Source organism: Serratia nematodiphila DZ0503SBS1 (assembly GCF_000738675.1).
Taxonomy (GTDB): Bacteria; Pseudomonadota; Gammaproteobacteria; order Enterobacterales; family Enterobacteriaceae; genus Serratia; species Serratia nematodiphila.
Genome location: NZ_JPUX01000001.1, coordinates 241,701 through 257,681 on the forward strand (window position 1 = coordinate 241,701; position 15,981 = coordinate 257,681).

The 15,981-nt window shown below is 64.4% G+C and carries 17 protein-coding genes; 11 read left to right on the forward strand and 6 right to left on the reverse strand.

Annotation, left to right across the window (positions count from 1 at the left end; all coding sequences use genetic code 11):
- The first annotated feature begins 7 nt into the window (after positions 1–7).
- From fdxH to JL05_RS01110, 9 genes are all read left to right on the forward strand, one after another.
- The gene (fdxH, locus tag JL05_RS01070; protein WP_004934014.1) at positions 8–910 is read left to right on the forward strand and encodes a formate dehydrogenase subunit beta; all 903 of its coding nucleotides are present in this window, start codon (positions 8–10) and stop codon (positions 908–910) included.
- On the forward strand, positions 907–1,542 hold the full coding sequence (gene fdoI / locus JL05_RS01075) for a formate dehydrogenase cytochrome b556 subunit (RefSeq protein WP_004934017.1): 636 nt from the start codon (positions 907–909) through the stop codon (positions 1,540–1,542). The genes fdxH and fdoI overlap by 4 nt, the downstream gene beginning before the upstream one ends.
- On the forward strand, positions 1,542–2,471 hold the full coding sequence (gene fdhE, locus JL05_RS01080) for a formate dehydrogenase accessory protein FdhE (protein WP_004934019.1): 930 nt from the start codon (positions 1,542–1,544) through the stop codon (positions 2,469–2,471). Before fdoI ends, fdhE begins: the two co-directional genes overlap by 1 nt.
- A 114-nt stretch (positions 2,472–2,585) precedes the next feature.
- Positions 2,586–3,236, forward strand: a complete 651-nt coding sequence (locus tag JL05_RS01085) for a DcrB/PsbP domain-containing protein (protein ID WP_004934023.1) — start codon at positions 2,586–2,588, stop codon at positions 3,234–3,236.
- Positions 3,237–3,271: 35 nt separating this feature from the next.
- The gene (locus tag JL05_RS01090; protein WP_033631412.1) at positions 3,272–3,877 is read left to right on the forward strand and encodes a glutathione S-transferase; all 606 of its coding nucleotides are present in this window, start codon (positions 3,272–3,274) and stop codon (positions 3,875–3,877) included.
- A gap of 69 nt (positions 3,878–3,946) precedes the next feature.
- Positions 3,947–5,341, forward strand: coding sequence for an L-seryl-tRNA(Sec) selenium transferase (selA, locus tag JL05_RS01095; RefSeq protein WP_033631413.1), 1,395 nt, complete (start codon positions 3,947–3,949; stop codon positions 5,339–5,341).
- On the forward strand, positions 5,338–7,179 hold the full coding sequence (gene selB / locus JL05_RS01100) for a selenocysteine-specific translation elongation factor (RefSeq protein ID WP_033631414.1): 1,842 nt from the start codon (positions 5,338–5,340) through the stop codon (positions 7,177–7,179). Before selA ends, selB begins: the two co-directional genes overlap by 4 nt.
- 82 nt (positions 7,180–7,261) lie before the next feature.
- The gene (locus JL05_RS01105) at positions 7,262–7,522 is read left to right on the forward strand and encodes a CopG family ribbon-helix-helix protein (protein ID WP_033631415.1); all 261 of its coding nucleotides are present in this window, start codon (positions 7,262–7,264) and stop codon (positions 7,520–7,522) included.
- Positions 7,522–7,797 (forward strand): type II toxin-antitoxin system RelE/ParE family toxin, encoded by a 276-nt coding sequence (locus JL05_RS01110; protein ID WP_033631416.1) that lies wholly within the window; start codon positions 7,522–7,524, stop codon positions 7,795–7,797. The genes JL05_RS01105 and JL05_RS01110 overlap by 1 nt, the downstream gene beginning before the upstream one ends.
- 11 nt (positions 7,798–7,808) lie before the next feature.
- On the opposite strand, the gene JL05_RS01115 is transcribed toward JL05_RS01110, so the two are convergent.
- Positions 7,809–8,720: a LysR family transcriptional regulator gene (locus JL05_RS01115; protein WP_033631417.1), complete on the reverse strand. Its 912-nt coding sequence runs from the start codon at positions 8,718–8,720 to the stop codon at positions 7,809–7,811.
- Between the two features lie 121 nt (positions 8,721–8,841).
- On the opposite strand from JL05_RS01115, the gene JL05_RS01120 reads away from it, so the two are divergent.
- Positions 8,842–9,468 carry a LysE family translocator gene (locus JL05_RS01120; RefSeq protein WP_033631418.1) on the forward strand — a complete coding sequence of 209 codons (627 nt, stop codon included), beginning with the start codon at positions 8,842–8,844 and terminating at the stop codon, positions 9,466–9,468.
- 53 nt (positions 9,469–9,521) lie between these two features.
- On the opposite strand, the gene JL05_RS01125 is transcribed toward JL05_RS01120, so the two are convergent.
- A complete protein-coding gene (locus JL05_RS01125) occupies positions 9,522–10,769 on the reverse strand; it encodes an MFS transporter (RefSeq protein ID WP_033633516.1) in 1,248 nt (415 codons plus the stop codon).
- A 217-nt stretch (positions 10,770–10,986) separates the two neighbouring features.
- On the opposite strand from JL05_RS01125, the gene JL05_RS01130 reads away from it, so the two are divergent.
- Positions 10,987–11,979, forward strand: a complete 993-nt coding sequence (locus JL05_RS01130; protein ID WP_033631419.1) for an acyltransferase — start codon at positions 10,987–10,989, stop codon at positions 11,977–11,979.
- On the opposite strand, the gene JL05_RS01135 is transcribed toward JL05_RS01130, so the two are convergent.
- From JL05_RS01135 to JL05_RS01150, 4 genes are all read right to left on the reverse strand, one after another.
- The gene (locus tag JL05_RS01135) at positions 11,974–12,897 is read right to left on the reverse strand and encodes a GlxA family transcriptional regulator (protein WP_033631420.1); all 924 of its coding nucleotides are present in this window, start codon (positions 12,895–12,897) and stop codon (positions 11,974–11,976) included. The two genes, JL05_RS01130 and JL05_RS01135, sit on opposite strands and share 6 nt — an antisense overlap.
- Positions 12,898–12,899: 2 nt before the next feature.
- Entirely contained in the window at positions 12,900–13,451 is a 552-nt protein-coding gene (locus JL05_RS01140; RefSeq protein WP_004934049.1) for an isochorismatase family protein, read from the reverse strand.
- Between the two features lie 100 nt (positions 13,452–13,551).
- A complete protein-coding gene (locus JL05_RS01145) occupies positions 13,552–14,940 on the reverse strand; it encodes an amidohydrolase family protein (RefSeq protein ID WP_033631421.1) in 1,389 nt (462 codons plus the stop codon).
- A 130-nt stretch (positions 14,941–15,070) separates the two neighbouring features.
- Positions 15,071–15,925 carry a LysR family transcriptional regulator gene (locus tag JL05_RS01150; protein ID WP_033631422.1) on the reverse strand — a complete coding sequence of 285 codons (855 nt, stop codon included), beginning with the start codon at positions 15,923–15,925 and terminating at the stop codon, positions 15,071–15,073.
- Between the last annotated feature and the right edge of the window lie 56 nt (positions 15,926–15,981).

Consider the following 15,981-nt stretch of genomic DNA (forward strand, 5'->3'; position numbering starts at 1 on the left):
ACGAATTATGGCCATGCAATCTCAAGACATCATTCGTAAATCCGCCACCAATGGTTTCACGCCGGCGCCGCGCGCCCGTGACCACCAGGAAGAAGTGGCCAAACTGATCGATGTCACCACCTGTATCGGCTGCAAGGCCTGTCAGGTGGCCTGTTCCGAATGGAACGACATCCGCGACGAAGTGGGGCACAACGTCGGGGTGTACGATAACCCCGCCGATCTGACCGCCAAGTCGTGGACGGTGATGCGCTTCTCCGAGGTGGAGGAAAACGGCAAGCTGGAATGGCTGATCCGCAAGGACGGCTGCATGCACTGCGCCGATCCGGGCTGCCTGAAGGCCTGCCCGTCGGAAGGCGCGATCATTCAGTACGCCAACGGCATCGTCGACTTCCAGTCCGAGCACTGCATCGGCTGCGGCTACTGCATCGCCGGCTGCCCGTTCGACGTGCCGCGCATGAACAAGGACGACAACCGGGTGTACAAGTGCACCCTGTGCGTCGACCGGGTGGACGTCGGCCAGGAACCGGCCTGCGTGAAAACCTGCCCGACCGGCGCCATTCACTTCGGCACCAAGGAAGCGATGAAGCAGGTGGCGGCGGATCGCGTCAGCGAGCTGAACACCCGCGGTTACCAGAACGCCGGTCTGTACGATCCGGCGGGGGTGGGCGGCACGCACGTGATGTACGTGTTGCACCACGCCGACAAACCACAGCTGTACCACGGTTTGCCGGACAACCCGAGCATCAGCCCGGCGGTGACCTTCTGGAAGGGCGTGTGGAAACCCCTGGCGGCCATCGGCTTTGCCGCCACCTTCGCGGCCAGCGTGTTCCACTATGTCGGCGTCGGGCCTAACCGCGTCGAAGATGAGGACGAGCACGACGAGTCGCACGACGAGGAGACGCGCAAATGAGAAAGGAAAAGCCCATTCAGCGTTACAGCGCGCCGGAGCGCATCAACCACTGGATCGTGGCGTTCTGCTTCGTGTTCGCCGCCATCAGCGGGCTGGGGTTCTTCTTCCCCTCCTTCAACTGGCTGATGAACATCTTCGGGACGCCGCAGCTGGCGCGCATTCTGCACCCGTTTGTCGGGGTGATCATGTTCGCCGCGTTCCTGCTGATGTTCCTGCGATACTGGAAGCACAACCTGATCAACCGGGAAGATATCGTCTGGGCCAAGAACATCCACAAAATCGCCATGAACGAGGAAGTGGGTGATACCGGGCGCTATAATTTCGGCCAGAAGTGCGTGTTCTGGGCGGCGATTATCAGCCTGGTGCTGCTGCTGGCCAGCGGCGTGGTGATCTGGCGGCCGTATTTTGCGCCGTCGTTCTCCATTCCGCTGATCCGCATCGCGCTGCTGGTGCATTCGCTGGCCGCGGTCGGCCTTATCATCGTGATTATGGTGCACATTTACGCCGCATTGTGGGTAAAAGGCACCATTACCGCGATGGTGGAAGGCTGGGTGCCGGCGGCCTGGGCCAAGAAACATCATCCGCGCTGGTACCGTGAGGTCCGCGAGAAACGACAGGAAGATAAACCCTGATGAGTATCCGCATCGTTCCTAAAGAGCAGTTAGGGGCACAGCGTGAGAAGTCCACAACGGCGGAGAACATCCCGCCGTTACTTTTCGCCAACCTGAAAAGCCTGTACAGCCGCCGCGCCGAACGTCTGCGTCAGCTGGCTGTCGACAACCCGCTGGGCGACTACCTGAACTTTGCCGCCGAGCTGGCGCAGGCGCAGCAGCATGCGCTGCACGATAACCCGCTGGCGCTCGATCTTAGCGAAGCGTTGGCGCAGGGCGCCGCCAGCGGCAAACCGCCGCTCGATCTGAGCGTGTTCCCGCGCAGCGAGCACTGGCGCAAGCTGTTGACATCGCTGATCGCCGAGCTGCGGCCGCAGGCGCCGGAGCATATTCTGGCGGTGCTGGACAACCTGGAGAAGGCCTCGGCGCACGAGCTGGAGCTGATGGCCGACGCCTTACTCAACCGCGAGTTCGGCAAGGTAGGCAGCGAGAAGGCGCCGTTTCTCTGGGCCGCGCTGTCGCTCTATTGGGCGCAGATGGCCAGCCTGATCCCCGGCAAGGCGCGCGCCGAATACGGCGAGCAGCGCCAGTTCTGCCCGGTGTGCGGCAGCATCCCGGTCTCCAGCATGGTGCACATCGGCACCGTCAACGGCCTGCGCTACCTGCACTGCAACCTGTGCGAAAGCGAATGGCACGTGGTGCGGGTGAAGTGCAGCAACTGCGAGCAGACTCGCGATCTCAACTACTGGTCGCTGGACAGCGAGCAGGCGGCGGTGAAGGCGGAGAGCTGCGGCGACTGCGGCACTTACCTGAAGATCCTCTATCAGGAAAAAGACCCGCAGGTCGAAGCGGTGGCCGACGATCTGGCTTCGCTGGTGCTGGATGCCCGTATGGAAGAAGAAGGCTTCGGCCGCAGCAGCATCAATCCGTTCCTGTTCCCGGCGGAGTAACCGCCCGGCCCCGTTCGCGCGGGGCCGGATGAGCAATTTCAGAACGGGCTTCTGGCAATCGCCCGGGCGAGTTGCTACGTTTAGGCCATAACGCGCCAAGCGAAAGGAACCACGATGTTAAACACCCTGGCAAAACTGACCGCGGTCGCCGTGTTGGCGGTTGGACTGGCGGCCTGCGACAACAAAGACGACACCAAACCGGCGGTGCCGCCGCCGGACACCAAGCCGACCGTGACGCAGCCCGCGCCACCGCCGCCGCCTGCGCCGGTAGAAACCCCGCCCGCGCCGCCGGGGCTGAACGTGTCGCTGCAGAAGGGCAAGATCACCTTCGAGCTGCCGCCGGGCTTTAGCGATCAAACGCTGAACAGCGGCATCATCAACGACAGCACCTCCACCATTCAGCGCTTCCTTGACGGCAAGTCGCGCCAGAGCGCGGTCTCGTCCGAAGTGATCCCGCCGGACGGCATGAAGCTCAACACCAGCGACAAAATGCTGAAGGAGCTGACGCAGAGCGCCATCACGGTGCTGGCCGAACGCTATCAGAATATCCAGACCACCAAAGAAGAGAACTTCAGCGTCGGCAAACAGAAGTTTCGCCGGGTGGATACCGAACAGACCGTCAACGGGCAAAAGGTGGTCTCCACCCTGGTGTTGACGGTGTTCAACAAGCGGGTGGTGACGTTACAAATGCTGTCGCCGGCCAAAACGCCGGAAGTGCATCAGGCGCTGGTGCAGCGGATTATCGATACCCTGGCGGTGAAGTAAGGACGCCGCAGCCAGGACGAAGCGGAGGAGACCGGATGAAGCTTATCGGCAGTTACACCAGCCCCTTTGTGCGCAAGATTTCCGTGATGCTGCTGGAGAAGGGAATTGCGTTCGAATTCGTCAACGATCCGCCGTATGAGCCCGGCAGCCGGGTGAAGGAGTTGAACCCGCTCGCCAAGGTGCCGGTGCTGATCGCCGATGACGGCGAGGTGTTTTACGACTCGCCGGTGGTGGCCGAATACCTTGAGCTGCTGGCGGTGGAACCGGCGTTTTTGCCGGTCGAGCGCGCCGCTGCGCTGCGCGTTCGTCAGGTGGCGGCGCTGGCGGACGGCGTGACCGAAGCGGCGGCGACGCTGTTCCGCGAAAGCCGGCGCGCGCCGGAAAAACAGGACGAAAGCTGGATGCTGCGTCAGCGCGACAAGCTGACGCAGGGCCTGGACGCGCTGGAGGCGCTGGCGCGGGAAAAAGCGTGGCTCAATGCCGAGCGGCTGACGCTGGCGGATATCGCCACCGGCTGCGCGCTGGGCTACCTCAATTTCCGCCGCATCCTGCCCAACTGGTGCGTCGAGCGCCCGGCGCTGGTCAAACTGGCCGAACGCCTGTTCGCCCGCGAAAGTTTCGCCCGCACGGCGCCGCCCTAAGCTTTCCTTTCTCCCCGCCGCGGCGGGGTTTTGCTATGCCGATACGTTTAAACTGAAAACCGAGCGACCATGAGCACTGAATCCCACCTTCTTTACAGCCAACTGCCCGCCATCGACCGCCTGCTGCGTGAACCCGCGATTGAACCGCTGGTGGCGCAGCATGGCCAGACGCTGATCGGCGAACTGCTGCGCCGGCTGCAGGCCGAGGCGCGCGCCGCTATCAGGCAACAGCAACGTTTACCCGCCTGGTGCGGCGACTGGCCGCAGGCGCTGCGGGCCGAGCTGGCCCGACAGCAACGCCCGGCTTTGCTGCCGGTGTTCAACCTCAGCGGCACCGTGCTGCACACCAACCTCGGGCGCGCCCTGCTGGCGCAGCCGGTGAAGGATGCGGTGAACGCGGTGATGGGGGAGGCGGTGACGCTGGAGTACGATCTGGACGGCGCCGGGCGTGGCCATCGCGATCGGGCGGTGGCGGATCTGCTGTGCCGGCTGACCGGCGCGGAAGACGCCTGCATCGTCAATAACAACGCGGCGGCGGTGCTGCTGATGCTGGCGGCGATCGCCCCCGGCAAAGAGGTGGTGGTGTCGCGCGGCGAGCTGGTGGAAATCGGCGGCGCGTTCCGCATTCCCGACGTGATGCGCCAGGCCGGCTGTCAATTGGTCGAGGTCGGCACCACCAACCGCACCCATCTGAAGGATTACCGCCAGGCCATCAACGAGCAGACTGGTTTGTTAATGAAAGTGCACACCAGCAACTACAGCATTCAGGGCTTTACCGCGGCGGTCGACGAGGCCGAACTGGCGCAGCTCGGGGCCGAACAGGGCGTGCCGACCGCCACCGATCTGGGCAGCGGCTCGCTGATCGATATGGCGCAGTACGGCCTGCCCGCCGAGCCGATGCCGCAGCGGCTGCTGGCCGCCGGCGTCGATCTGGTGACGTTCTCCGGCGATAAGCTGCTGGGCGGCCCGCAGGCTGGCATCATCGTCGGCAAAAAGGCGCTGATCGCGCGCCTGCAGCAGCATCCGCTCAAACGCGCGCTGCGCGTCGGCAAGCTGACGCTGGCGGCCCTGGAGGCCACGCTGCGGCTTTATTTGCAGCCGGAAAAACTGGCTGAGCAGCTGCCGACGCTGCGGCTGCTGACCCGCCCGCAGCAGGAGATGCAACAGGCGGCCGAGCGGCTGCTGGCGGCGCTGACGCCGCGGTTCACCACCGATTTCGACCTGCGCGCCGAACCCTGCTGGTCGCAGATAGGCAGCGGTTCGCTGCCGGTGGATCGCCTGCCCAGCTATGCCCTGACCTTCACGCCGCGCGACGGCCGCGGCGCCACGCTGGAAGCGCTGGCCGAACGCTGGCGCCGTCTGCCGCAGCCGGTGATCGGCCGCCTCGGCGACGGCCGGCTGTGGCTGGATCTGCGCTGTCTGGAACAGGAAGGGGCGCTGATCGCAGCGCTGAGCGCATCATGATCATCGCCACCGCCGGCCATGTCGATCATGGCAAAACCACCCTGCTGCAGGCGATCTCCGGGATCAACGCGGATCGCCTGCCGGAAGAAAAGCGCCGCGGCATGACCATCGATCTGGGTTACGCCTACTGGCCGCAGCCGGACGGCCGGGTGCTGGGCTTTATCGACGTGCCCGGCCACGAGAAATTCCTCGCCAACATGCTGGCGGGCGTCGGCGGCATCGACCATGCGTTGCTGGTGGTGGCCTGCGACGACGGCGTGATGGCGCAAACCCGCGAGCATCTGGCGATCCTGCGCCTGAGCGGGCGCCCGGCGCTGACGGTGGCGCTGACCAAGGCCGACCGGGTGGAGGCGGCGCGTGTCGATGAGGTGCGCGGTCAGGTGCGCGACGAGCTGGCGAGCCAGGGGTGGCCCGATGCGCCGCTGTTCGTGACCGCGGCGGCGGCGGGCGAGGGCATCGAGGCGCTGCGCGCGCATTTGCTGGCGTTGTCGCCCGCTGAACATGCGCTGACGCGCCGTTTTCGCCTGGCGGTAGACCGCGCGTTCAGCGTCAAAGGGGCGGGGCTGGTGGTGACCGGCACCGCGCTCGGCGGCCGGGTGAAGGTGGGGGATACGCTGTGGCTGACCGGCGCCGACGCGCCGGTGCGGGTGCGCGGCCTGCATGCCCAGAATCAGACCGTGGAACATGCGCAGGCCGGGCAGCGCATTGCGCTTAACATCAGCGGCGATGTCGATAAAGAGCGGGTCGCGCGCGGCGATTGGCTGCTGGCGCAGCGTCCGCACGAAGCGGCGGAACGCATTCTGGTGGCGCTGGAGACGGATCGGCCGATCCGCCATTGGCAGCCGCTGCATCTGCACCATGCCGCCAGCCACATCACCGGGCGCATCTCGTTGCTGAACGACGGGCTGGCGGAACTGATCCTCGATCGTCCGCTGTGGTTGGCGCAGAACGATCGGCTGGTGCTGCGCGATATCGGCGCGCGGCAAACGCTGGGCGCGGCTCGGGTGCTCAGGCTGAATGCGCCCAAGCGCGGCAAGCGTCAGCCGGACTATCTGGCATGGCTGCAAGCCCTGGCGCTGGCGCAAGACGATGCGCAGGCGCTGGCGCTTGAATTGCCGCACGGCGCGCTGTCACTGGCAGCGTTCGCCTGGGCGCGTCAATTGACGGACGATGGCCTGGACGAGCTGCTGGCGAACCGCGATCTGCTGATCGTCGGTGACCGGGCGCTGGCGCAGGATCAGGTGCAACAGGCGGAAAGCCGCCTGCTGCAGGTGCTGGCGGAGTACCACCAACAGCACGCCGATCAGCTGGGCTTAGGGCGCGCCCGCCTGCGGCGCATGGCCCTGCCTCAGCAGCCGGAAACGCTGGTGTTTATGATGATCGATCGGCTGCTGCGGGCCGGCGCGCTGCGCAATACGCGCGGCTGGCTGCACCTGCCGGAACACGGCCTGGCGTTCAGCGCCGAAGAGGCGCCGCTGTGGGCGCGCATCGAACCGCTGTTCGGCGACGAGCCGTGGTGGGTGCGCGATCTGGCGAGCGAGCTGGGCGAAGAGGAGAGCCGGGTGCGCGCGCTGTTGCGCAAGGCGGCTCAGCTGGGCCATGTGACGGCGGTGGTGGTGGATCGCTACTACCTCAGCCGACGCATCGATCAGTTCGCGGCGCTGATCCGCGAGCTGGATGCGGAGCGCGGGGGCGCCAACGCCGCCGATTTCCGCGATCGGCTCGGCGTCGGGCGCAAGCTGGCGATCCAGGTGCTGGAGTTCTTCGATCGCAGCGGCTTTACCCGCCGCAAGGGCAACGAGCATCTGCTGCGCGACGGCGGGTTGTTCGGCAACTGATTGCATGTTTTTTGTTCTCCAATGGCGGTATAATCAGCTTTAATCACTTTGATTGATGTTGATTGTACTGAGGAGCAAGACGATGAATACGAAAGTCATCACCGCTCATGTCCCGCTGCCTTTGGCTGAAAAGGTGGATGAAATGGCCGCCAAACTTGAACGCTCGCGGGGATGGATAGTGAAGCAAGCCCTCACCGCCTGGCTCGAGCAAGAGGAAGAGCGCCGTCGATTAACGCTGGCGGCGCTGGCCGATGTCGAACAGCAAAACGTTATCGATCATGAGTCGGTAGAAGCCTGGGCGGCCAGCCTGGACAGTGACGAGCCGCTGCCGGTACCGCGCTGATGGAATTAAAATGGACGAGTAAGGCGCTATCGGATTTGGCGCGTTTGTTTGAGTTTCTTGCCTTGGCTAACCGCACTGCGGCAGCGAATTCGGTGAAGGCCTTGGTCGCCGCGCCTAAAGCGTTGCTCGATAATCCCCGCCTGGGTGAAAGATTGGACGAGTTTTTACCGCAGGAAGTGAGGCGTATTCTGGTCGGCCGCTATGAGATACGTTATCAGGTACAGCCGGCAGCGATTTATGTTCTGCGTATTTGGCATACCCGCGAAGAGCGATAGGCCGAATTCCCCTACCCGATAAACCTGACGGCGGCCCGGCTGACGTCGGGCGTTTGGGCGGTGAGAAACGCCTGTAAACGTTCGATCAGCGGCCGTTTTGCCGATTCTTCCGGCCAAACCAGATAGTAACCGTCGCCGGTGCGCACGGCGACGTCACAAGGCAACACCAATAATCCCTCCTCAATCGTCCGCAGGCTCAGCGCCAGATCGCCGATCGAGACGCCGTGCCCGGCGATGGCCGCCGCGTTGCCCTGTTCCAGCGAATCAAATACCTGGCCGCGCATGAGATCGATCGGGGTCGCGATGCCGCTTTTCTGCAGCCAGCGCCGCCAGTCGCGCCGATCGGGCGAAGGGTGGATCAGCGGGCAGGCGGCGAGATCCCGCTGCCCGTCGGCGAGCAGCGCGGGGGCGCAAATCGGGATCAGCCATTCGTCGAACAGCTTGGCGGCGGCGGTATTGGCGCCAAAATGGCCGTTGCCGAGCAGGATGGCGCAGTCGTAGGGTTCGCTGAAAAAATCCACGCTGTCGATGTCCATCCAGACGCTGGCTGCCTGCACCTCGAACGCCTGCGCCGTTTGCCGGAACCGGCTCAGGCAGTCCAGCAGCCAGCGCAGGGTCAGGGTGGAGGGCGCCTTCAGCCGCAGCAGATCGCGGTGGCTTCTGAACAGCTCACAGGCTTGCTCGATGCGGCCAAACCCTTGCTGCAGCTCGGCGGCGAAGATTTTCCCCTGCGGCGTGACCTCGATACGCGGGCCGTTGCGCTGGAACAGCCGGCAGCCGAAGTGCTGCTCCAGCGTTTTGATGTGCTTGCTGACCGCGCTCGGGGTGAGATGCAGCTCCTCGGCGGCCAGCGTGAACGAGCCGGTGCGGGCGGCGCTTTCGAAGGCGCGCAGGGCGTAAAGCGGCGGAAGGGAACTGGCCATCGCGGCGTCTCTAATAATGAGTCTGATTCACAGTAAACGACAGGATTACTCCTTTTTCAAGGCGGGGGCGGCGGCATGATAATGGCGCGACGCCAACTGACTGAATGTGAGTGAAATAAAGATGAACCTGTCGTTGCTGGCGGCGTATTTCGCCGCCATTTTGTTGCTGATCGCCGCGCCGGGGCCGGTGGTGGCGATGGTGGCCAACACCGCGGCGCGCTTTGGCGCCCGGCGTGCGCTGTTGACCGCGCTGGGCAGCAACGGAGCCTCCTTGTTGCTGATCGGCGTCGCCGCGCTGATTATCACCGGGCTGTTCGCCGTGGATATGCGCTTGCTGCAGTGGATAGGCCTGCTGGGTTGCCTGTTTATCGGCCGTATGGCGATCGTCTCGCTGTATGAGGATTTATCCGCGCGAGCCCCCGATGTGCAGCCCGTTGCGCCGCCGCAAAAACGCTCGGCGATCCTGAACGGTTTTCTGGTGGGCATCGCCAACCCCAAAGACATTATCTTCTTCGTCGCCTTTTTCCCGCAGTTCATCGCCGTCACCCCCTCGATCGGCGCCAGCCTGACGCTGCTGACCGCGCTGTGGGTGCTGGCGGACTTCGCCATTTTGCTGACCTATATCACCCTGCTGTCGGGAACGGCGCTGCAGCGCGCGCGGCGGGCGATCTCTGTCCTGTCGGCGTTGCTGCTGTTGGGGGTGGCGGTGGTGGGAACGGGGTATGCGCTGTGGGGGCTGCTCGGCTGAAGCCGCATAAAAAACGCCGGTCGGGAAACCGGACCGGCGTTTTATCGTCGCGTTTACGCCGCGCCGTTCGGCTGCGGCGTGGGGTCGCCGTTGCGGCGTTTGGCGAGGAACAGCGCCACCAGCGTCAGCCAGCACAGGCCGCTGATGAGGTTGAACAGGTTGAACAGCCCGCTGCCGCCCCAGACGTAGGCGACCTTGGCCAGCTCGATGCCGACGGTGAACACCATCATGCTCAGCATGCCCATCGTGGCCGACACTGTGCCCTTGCTGACGTTGCTGGAGAACAGCGTCAGGCGGTACAGCCCGGCGTTGGCCAGGCCAATGCCGAAGGCGTACAGACTCAGGCCGGCGGTCATCCACAGGTAGGCGTGGCTGGAGAACTGGGTCGCCAGCGCGGCGATCAGCAGCCCCAGCAGCATCGGGCCTGCGCCCAGCTTGATCAGGCGCTCCACGCTGTTTTTGCCGGTCAGGCGTGCCAGCGTCAGGTTGCCGAGGATCAGCGCGCCGAACACCGGGATCTGCAGCAGGCCGTAGTCCAGCGTCGACAGCGACTCGCCGCTGATCAGGATCACCGGCGACTGGGCGATCCAGGCCAGCAGCGGCAGGCTGGCGAAACCGATCGCCAGGGCGCCGCACAGGAAGCGGCGGTTGCCCAGCACCTGGCGGTAGTCGCGCCACAGGTTGGCGGCGGAAAACGCCTCGCCCTGCAGCGTGGCGGTTTCCGGCATCGCTTTCCACAGGCCGTAGAAGGCGATGGCCGCCAGCGCCGCAAACAGCACAAACATGCTCTGCCACGGCGCGACGTGGATCAGCGCCGCGCCGGCCAGCGGCCCGAGCAGCGGGGCGATCAGCGCCACGTTAGCCATCAGGGCGGTGATTTTGATGCACACCGCCTCCTCGAACGACTCCTGGATGGTGGCGTAGCCGACCGCGCCGATAAAGCACAGGCCGATGCCCTGCAGGAAACGCATGGCGATAAACTGCTCGATGGTGGTGACCAGCAGGATCGCCAGGCAGGAGACGATGAAGAACGCCACCCCGGCCAGCATCACCGGGCGACGGCCGCGACGATCCGACAGCGGCCCGAGCAGCCACTGCAGGAAAATGCCGCCGGCCAGATAGGCGGTCATCGAGGTGGGCACCCACTCTTCGCCGGCGTTGAAATCCGCCACGACGGCCAGCATGCCCGGCTGAATCATATCGTTGCCGATATAGGTGGCGAACTCGAACAGCACCAGACAAAGAGGGAATAAAAGCGCCTGTCGGCCCAAACGTGCCGCAGGTGGTAATGTCGTTTTCATATTATTGTACTGATAGTAAAAGAGAAAAAGGAACTGCCAGGGCGGGAAGCGCAAACTGAGCGAGTTGTGGCGGCTATTTTGCCGCCAATTGTTCACCTTCGCAATCATAAGGTGTTGTTTAAGTGCATTCTGATATTTCGCTTTTGGGTTGTCGCCGAACGCCGTGCCCGATAACCTCTTCTTAACATATCAATATGACACAAGATCGGGCGAGCGTTTGAGCGAGAAAATCGGCTGGATAGACAACCTGCGGGCGATGGCGTGCATGATGGTGGTGATGATCCACGCCACCACCTATTACGTCACCAACGGCGCGGCGATAGGGTTGCACAACTGGGACATCGCCAACGTGCTGAACTCACTGTCGCGCGTATCGGTGCCGCTGTTCTTCATGATTTCCGGCTACCTGTTCTTCGGCGAAAAGAGCGCCGGCCGGCGGCATTTCACCCGCATCGCCTGCTGCATTCTGTTCTACAGCGCCATCGCGCTGATCTATATCGCGGCCTTCACCAAGATCGGTTTCTGGCCGTCGCTGCGCGGCATCCTGCAAAAGCCGGTGTTTTACCACCTGTGGTTTTTCTACGCCATCGCAGTGATTTACCTGCTGTCGCCGCTGATCAGCGTCAAGCCGGTGTCGCGCCGCTATCTGGCCGTCGCGCTGGTGGTGTTGGCGGCGCTCGCCAACCCGAATACCGACAAGCTGGCCTTCGGCAACGCGCACCTGCTGCCGGTTAACCTGTATATCTACGGCGATACCTTCTACTACCTGCTGTATGCGTTGGCCGGGCGGGCGATTGGCATGATGGAGGCGCGCGGGCGCGCCGTGGGCTGGTTGGCGGCGCTAGGATTTGCGCTGTGCGTGGCGCTGATCGCGCGCGGCACCAAGCATCAGCTGTTCATCAACGGCAACTTCGCCGATACCTACTACATCTACAGCGGCCCGCTGGTGTTTATGGCGGCGGTGGCGCTGTTGGTGTGGGTGAAACACTGTTTGCCGCAGCCGATCGGCTGGCTGAGCGCGTTTTCCCGCCATTCGCTGGCGATTTACGGTTTTCACGCCCTTATCGTTAACGTGATGCGCAGCCGGCACTTGGATTTCACCGGCCACCCGCTGCTGGATATCTTCTGGGTGTTCGGCGTGGCGCTGGGGGGCAGCCTGCTGCTGTCTGTTGGCCTGCAGCGGCTGGATACCCGCCGGCTGGTGTCATAGCGGCGAGCGCTGGCGCTGCTGGGCGCGGCGCAGCTGCCGCCCGGAAGAAAAACCGGCCGCCAGCGCGGCCTTCTCCAACCCATACCCTTGCTGCAGGCGCTGTTGCGCCACCGCCAACCGCAGCTGTTCATGATATTCCCGCACGCTGATGCCGACGTGGCTGCGAAACAGCCGCGCCAGATGGCGGCTGCTGACGTGCGCCTTCTCCGCCACCTGCGGCACCGACCAGTCGGCTTCCGGCTCGGCGGCCATCACGTCCTGCGCGCGGTGCACCGCCGGGTGCAGGTGGTTGCGGTAACGCAGCCAGGGCGACAGCTGCGGATCGTCGCCGGCGCGGCGGAAATAAACCACCATGTCGCGTGCGACGTCGCGCGCCCGGCCGGAGCCGCAGTGGCGGTGGACCAGGTGCAGTGCCAAATCGATGCCGGTGGTGATGCCCGCGCTGGTATAGACGCCGCGGTCTTCGACGAAGATGCGGTTCTCTTTCACCTGCGCCGCCGGCGCCTGCAGGCGGATACGTTCGATGACGTCGTGGTGGGTGGTGCACTGATAGCCGTCGAGCAGCCCGGCCTGCGCCGCCAGCAGCGCGCCGGAGCAGATGCACACCAGGGTGATGCGCTGCCGCTGCAGATCGGGCCGCAGCGTCGCCAGCCAGCGGCGGGCCTGCTCGGCCTCTTCACCGGCGAAATAGCGCTGCGAATCGCCGACGCCTGGCAACACCAGGATGGCGCCGTCTTCCAGGCGTTCGGGCAACGGCTGCAGGCCGCTCAGCGTCATGCCGATGGAGCAGACGAGCTGCGGCGCCGGGCTGAGGTAACGCAGGCTGAACGACCCGGCGAGGCGCAGGGTTTCCGCCGGGCCGCTGACGTCGAGCGACAGCACGTTGGGCAACAGCAGAAAATAGACGGCCTGCGGCATGGTTACTCCTGTGCGAGTTGCGCCAGCGCCTCATCCACGCTGGCGATGCGGGCGAAACGATCGACCAGTACGGTTTCAGTATGCCGCTTCAGCTGCGCGGGGGTAAAGACTTCACCGTCGGGATGGCGCATCGGGAAGGTCAGCGTCGCCTCGGTGACGAAGGTCACCCGATAACCGAGATCGGACGCCACCCGGGTGGTGGTTTCACAGCACTGTTCGGTGCGGATGCCGGAGATGATCAGGTGGTTGATATCCCGCTCGCGCAGCCAGGCGTCGAGGCCGGATTCGGTCAGCGCATTGTGTACATGCTTATGCACGGTGATATCCGCTTGGTGGGTGAGGAATGGCAGGCGCTGCACGTGGCCCGAAGCCAGCGAGAACGGCCCCTGCGGCGAGACGTGCAGCACGTCGACCAGCGCCGCGCCGCGTTGCTGACAGCCCGCGATCAGGCGGGTCAGCGCCTGTTGAAACGCCGGCAGATCGTCCTCCTGCCAGAATGGACGGTGCTGGAATGATTGCTGGACATCGATGATCAATAACGCGCTCTGTGACATTTTCGGCCCTCCGCCAGTGTGTGTAGCGACCATATTGCGCCGCGCCTTACTCTGGCAGAAGGCCAAAAACGGCCATCATGATGACAACAGCGGACCGACCTTAGGCTTTGCTCACCTGGCCAGCCACCAGGCGCCCCTGATGGAAGGTGGCGCTGCGCGCCGGCAGGCGGGCGACCGCCTCGGCGGAACAGCTGGCGTTGACCAGCACGAACTCGGCGGCATCGCCGGCTTTCGGCCAGGCGCGCTGGCCCTTATCGTCCAGCGGCAGCACGCCGCCGGTGGAGATGGCCATGGCGCGCGACAGGTGATACTCGTCGGAGCCGCGGTACAGCTGGGCGTACAGGTTGGCCTTCTCCAGGATGTCGCCGGTGCCGAACGGCGACCAGTGGTCGATCACGCTGTCGGTGCCGGTCATCACGAACACCCCTTTCTCGCTGAGCTGCGGCAGCGGCATCATCAGGCTGCCGATCGGCACCGTGGAGGCGATGGTGATCTGCTGCGCCGCCAGCCGGGTGGCGGTTTCCGCCAGTTCGCCCGGCGTCAGCGTGGTCAGGGCGAAAGCGTGGCTGATGGTGACCTTGCCGCGCAGCGCCGGGTTTTTCTCCACGGTGGCGATCATGTAGTTGATGGCGGCGACCCCGGCCGGGCTGGTTTCATGCAGGTGGATATCCACGCCTTTGCCGGTATCGAGGGCGATCTGGAACATGGCGTCCAGCGATTTCTCCATCGCGCCGTCGACGTTGGTCGGATCCAGCCCGCCGACGTACTGCACGCCCATCTGCATCGCTTCGCGCATCAGCGCATCGACCCTGGAGTGCAGCAGGCCGTGCTGCGGGAAGGCGACGATTTCACAGCTGAAGTCCGCCTGGTGGTTTTCCAGCGCGCGCTGCAGGTGCTCCAGGCTTTTCAGGCCGCTGACCGGATCGATATTGCAGTGGCTGCGCGCCACGGTGCTGCCTTTGGATTGCAGCAGGGCGATCAGATTTTCCGCCCGCTGCTGCGAGGTGGGCAGCAGTTTCGGGATCAGCGTCTGCTCCAGCGCGATCATGTCCATGATGGTTTTGCCCTGGCGCGGGCGCGGCGCCTGCCACGGGCCGCTGTAGAAGGTTTTGTCCAGGTGGATGTGCATATCGCGAAACGCCGGCAGCAGCAGCTGGCCCTGCGCCTGATAGCGGGGCACGCCGGCGGGCAACGCGGCGTTGGCGGCGTGAATGGCGGCGATCTTGCCGTCTTTGATCTCAAGCGTGTACAGCGCGGTGCGGGTGCCGATCACCGTGTCGCCGTCGTATTCAAAGCCGTCTTCCAGCCGCACCTCGCTCAGGCAGTAATGGCGATCGGTCAGGGTCATCGGCGTTGGCGCACACGGCTCGCCGCTAGGCGAAGCGGCCTGCGCCATGCCGCCGGTCAGGCCGATCACCGCGCAGGCGGTGGTAAGTTTGCCGGTTTGGCTGAGGAAGGCTCTGCGGCCCGGTTGTTGAGGGTTTTCCACGTTCGGTTCCTTAATCCAGAGGTGAGGTGGGTGAAAACATCCCCCAATTTAGGAGAGGAACCGGCCGGTTGGCAGCGACATTTGCCACTGGTAACTATTCGATTTGGTAATGACCGGCGTGCGCTGGCGTTTATATCAACCCGCAAAACACCGTCAGACGCTGGGCCAGCGCCAGCGTGGCGGCGGGGGCGCCGTCGCGGTAGTAGAGCGCCAGTTCGAAGCTGTCTATCGGCGGCAATCCTTCGGCCGCCCCCAGCACCCGGTGCGTGGGTAAACGACAGCCGGCCGGCAGCAGGGTGACGCCCAGCCCGGCGGCGGAAGCGGCGGTCAGCGCCGCCAGGCTGGCGCTGCTGTAGCCGATGCGCCAGCGTTTGCCGAGGTTGTCGAGCGCCTGGCACAGCTCGTCGCGGTACAGGCCGCTGAGCGGAAACACCGCCAGTGGCACCGGCGATTGTTCGATGGCCGGGAAGGCCAGGCTGTCCAGCCACAGCAGCGGTTCCGGCCGCGCGGCGCGCGGCGGTTGCTGGCGGCGCTGCTTCACCAGGATCAGATCCAGCTCTTCACGCGCGTAGGCGCTGTGCAGATCGGCGCTCAGGCCGCTGGCGACGTCCAGCCGCAGGTGCGGGTGCTCGCGGCTGAATTCCGCCAGCAGCTCGGTGGTGGGCACGGCGAAATCTTCCGGCATACCGATTCGCAGCACGCCGTCGCGCCAGATGCCGGTCAGCGCGTCATGGGCTTCTTCATTCAGCGCGATAATGCGGCGCGCGTAGCTCAACAGCTTGACGCCTTCTTCGGTCAGCAGCACCTGATGCGAGGAGCGTTCAAACAGCGGCTTGCCCAGCATCTCTTCCAGCCGGCGCACCTGCTGGCTGACGGTGGACTGCGACAAGAACACCCGCTCTGCGGCGCGGGTGAAGCTGTTGCTGTCGCACACGGCGACGAAGCTGAGCAGCAGCTGCGGATTGAACATCGGGTAGCGATTCATTTTCCCACTGTTGGCTATTTTATTATTTAATTTCCCAATACTAGCGGCGTTGCCTA

Bases quoted from the DNA above. Each gene is read 5' to 3' on its own strand.
- JL05_RS01135 (WP_033631420.1), bottom strand. From the start codon at position 12,897: ATGCCGCAGGCCGTCTATTTTCTGCTGTTGCCCAACGTGCTGTCGCTC.
- JL05_RS01115 (WP_033631417.1), bottom strand. From the start codon at position 8,720: ATGGCCAGTTCCCTTCCGCCGCTTTACGCCCTGCGCGCCTTCGAAAGC.
- JL05_RS01125 (WP_033633516.1), bottom strand. From the start codon at position 10,769: ATGAAAACGACATTACCACCTGCGGCACGTTTGGGCCGACAGGCGCTT.
- JL05_RS01090 (WP_033631412.1), top strand. From the start codon at position 3,272: ATGAAGCTTATCGGCAGTTACACCAGCCCCTTTGTGCGCAAGATTTCC.
- JL05_RS01110 (WP_033631416.1), top strand. From the start codon at position 7,522: ATGGAATTAAAATGGACGAGTAAGGCGCTATCGGATTTGGCGCGTTTG.
- JL05_RS01105 (WP_033631415.1), top strand. From the start codon at position 7,262: ATGAATACGAAAGTCATCACCGCTCATGTCCCGCTGCCTTTGGCTGAA.
- JL05_RS01085 (WP_004934023.1), top strand. From the start codon at position 2,586: ATGTTAAACACCCTGGCAAAACTGACCGCGGTCGCCGTGTTGGCGGTT.
- fdxH (WP_004934014.1), top strand. From the start codon at position 8: ATGGCCATGCAATCTCAAGACATCATTCGTAAATCCGCCACCAATGGT.
- JL05_RS01150 (WP_033631422.1), bottom strand. From the start codon at position 15,925: ATGAATCGCTACCCGATGTTCAATCCGCAGCTGCTGCTCAGCTTCGTC.
- JL05_RS01140 (WP_004934049.1), bottom strand. From the start codon at position 13,451: ATGTCACAGAGCGCGTTATTGATCATCGATGTCCAGCAATCATTCCAG.
- selB (WP_033631414.1), top strand. From the start codon at position 5,338: ATGATCATCGCCACCGCCGGCCATGTCGATCATGGCAAAACCACCCTG.
- JL05_RS01120 (WP_033631418.1), top strand. From the start codon at position 8,842: ATGAACCTGTCGTTGCTGGCGGCGTATTTCGCCGCCATTTTGTTGCTG.
- fdoI (WP_004934017.1), top strand. From the start codon at position 907: ATGAGAAAGGAAAAGCCCATTCAGCGTTACAGCGCGCCGGAGCGCATC.
- fdhE (WP_004934019.1), top strand. From the start codon at position 1,542: ATGAGTATCCGCATCGTTCCTAAAGAGCAGTTAGGGGCACAGCGTGAG.
- selA (WP_033631413.1), top strand. From the start codon at position 3,947: ATGAGCACTGAATCCCACCTTCTTTACAGCCAACTGCCCGCCATCGAC.